The sequence below is a fragment of the Marinobacter sp. EN3 genome, assembly GCF_000475315.1.
Lineage (GTDB): Bacteria > Pseudomonadota > Gammaproteobacteria > Pseudomonadales > Oleiphilaceae > Marinobacter > Marinobacter nauticus.
In genome coordinates, this window is record NZ_AXCC01000091.1 from 1 (window position 1) to 1,957 (window position 1,957).

Genomic DNA, 1,957 nt, shown 5'->3' on the forward strand with positions numbered 1-1,957 from the left:
CTATGAGAAATCCGGGCTAGCTGAAGCAACCAAACCGGACGCGGATTCTGACGGCCTTGGTGCTCAACAGACTATGCGGGTTTGGCAACCAAGCACGGTACCAAGGCCACTGGCACATAGCCACCCAAAAGACCGAAGCCTTTGCCATTAACGCCAGCCAGCATGCGCGGCTACGAAATGGAGGCGAAGCCGCAATGTAGTAGACGTCGCCGTGCCTGGCCTTGTTAAATTCACCATCGTAAGAGGGCCTCTTCTCGTTGGATCGAGTGCATGAAGGCAGGTCGATTCGCCCTGAGAAATTCGATCTCTTCTTCCGAGGGTTCTCCGGCTGGAAGCTCCAGCATTTCGAGTGTTATCTCTTTCCTCAAGTGATCGGGAATCTTCATGCTGAAGAGCATCCCTGCCAATGAATGCTTACCATGTTGGCCGACAATGCTCAAAATACCTGAAGAGAGAAGCCCGGCTACTACAGGATAATCCATGGGTAATTTGATGGTGTTCTGGCCCTGGATGTAGAACTCTCTCAGCACTGACTTTTCGGCATGATCCAGACTGCTCAAGCGTTCTTTGGAAAGTTTGGTGAGCTTTCGCCGCAGATAACTCTGTCTTACTTTTTTGCTGATCCAGATCGTAAATTCAATGGCCATAACTGACCCAGAGAGCACTGAGCCAATCCCCATATATCGACCATACGAATCAACAACCCCACTCAGGCGAAGTGCGGAAAGCATTTCAGCGGGCAATAACAACGGAATCGTTGATGCCAAAAATATTGCAACGATAAATTTCGTCGGAAGCTTCGCAGCATCCAAAAGTTTGGCGATCAACTCCATATGCATCCTTTTGAATTTAACGCTTGCAGCAGGGGCGCGACGTCAGGAGCGTCCCTTGCCTGCACTTGTTAAATGTTCTCCCCACCCCTTCATCGAGCCATCCTGCCATACATATTGGCTATAATTCAGTGGAAGATTGTATTGCGTCCTGAGGAAATCAAGATAGCACTGATCATTCCACGTCATCGGAGCATCCCCCATAATAACGAATTCACAGTTTTTCTTAACCTTTGGATAATGAGCATACTCCAACAATTGCCCTATCGCGTCCCGCATGCAGCGTTTCGCGGTAGGCGCGGTCTTTATCTCGATAAGAGTAGTGCTGCTATCGGTGTCAACAGAGAGATCGACGTAGTTCCGCTCGTAAAATACATTTCCCGCCCCGAAATAGCCGACAAGAAGATCATAAACCCGATTCTGTAGTCTTACATGGGTTGGATCATACTCGCTGCCCTCTTGCGCCACTCGCTTCCGGGATTTTTCTGACCGTTTCTTCTTGCTATTCGACGCACCTGCCGCAGTATCGCTGATGGATGGGAGCACCCCATCCCAGTTGAAAGGATGGTATCGGGAATTCCTTGAAATCGTATGCGTCGGGTCAGCAACTAACATGGGATCGAATAACTCGACATCTTCCGGTCTGAACCGAATGTTAATCACACCGCCTTCATTTAATCCATCGGCATTAAACGGGCCGACACCAAGGGCTCGGCAATCTTTCTCCATTTGCTTGATCCAACCACGCTTCTTAAACTCACGAAATATGTCCTTGGTTTCGGACAAGGTTGGAATATATACCTCACGGATCACACCCACCACTAGGCGATCTTTGTCTGGGGTTACCGTGTAAAGACAAAGAGAAGTAGTGTCGCCAGCGTATTTCACATGGAACTTCCCTATTGGCTGGACGAATCCGTATCTGTAACCGTTAATCATCCATTCATAGTTAAAGAGCCATTCTTCGTGCCCATATCCATTCTGGGCCACATAACTATCACCTGTTTCCAGTTCTGCTGCTTCCCCTGTAGGTCGCCTCCATCCGGCGGTATTCCAGCAGATTCGGCACAGCTTCATTTCCATGGATGACTCCATTTAACAGCTAACCCGGATTTCTCATAGGTCCC

The 1,957-nt window shown here is 49.1% G+C and carries 2 protein-coding genes; both read right to left on the reverse strand.

The genetic code is table 11. The annotated features are described in order from the left end of the window. Window positions 1-230 precede the first annotated feature (230 nt). Window positions 231-833, reverse strand: a complete 603-nt coding sequence (locus Q675_RS36545; RefSeq protein ID WP_023012177.1) for a super-infection exclusion protein B — start codon at window positions 831-833, stop codon at window positions 231-233. Window positions 834-875: 42 nt separating this feature from the next. Continuing rightward, window positions 876-1,913, reverse strand: a complete 1,038-nt coding sequence (locus Q675_RS36550; RefSeq protein ID WP_023012178.1) for a hypothetical protein — start codon at window positions 1,911-1,913, stop codon at window positions 876-878. Between the last annotated feature and the right edge of the window lie 44 nt (window positions 1,914-1,957).

What these genes read in the sequence shown, in the direction of transcription:
- Q675_RS36545 (WP_023012177.1), bottom strand. Translation starts at nt 833, where the DNA reads ATGGAGTTGATCGCCAAACTTTTGGATGCTGCGAAGCTTCCGACGAAA.
- Q675_RS36550 (WP_023012178.1), bottom strand. Translation starts at nt 1,913, where the DNA reads ATGGAAATGAAGCTGTGCCGAATCTGCTGGAATACCGCCGGATGGAGG.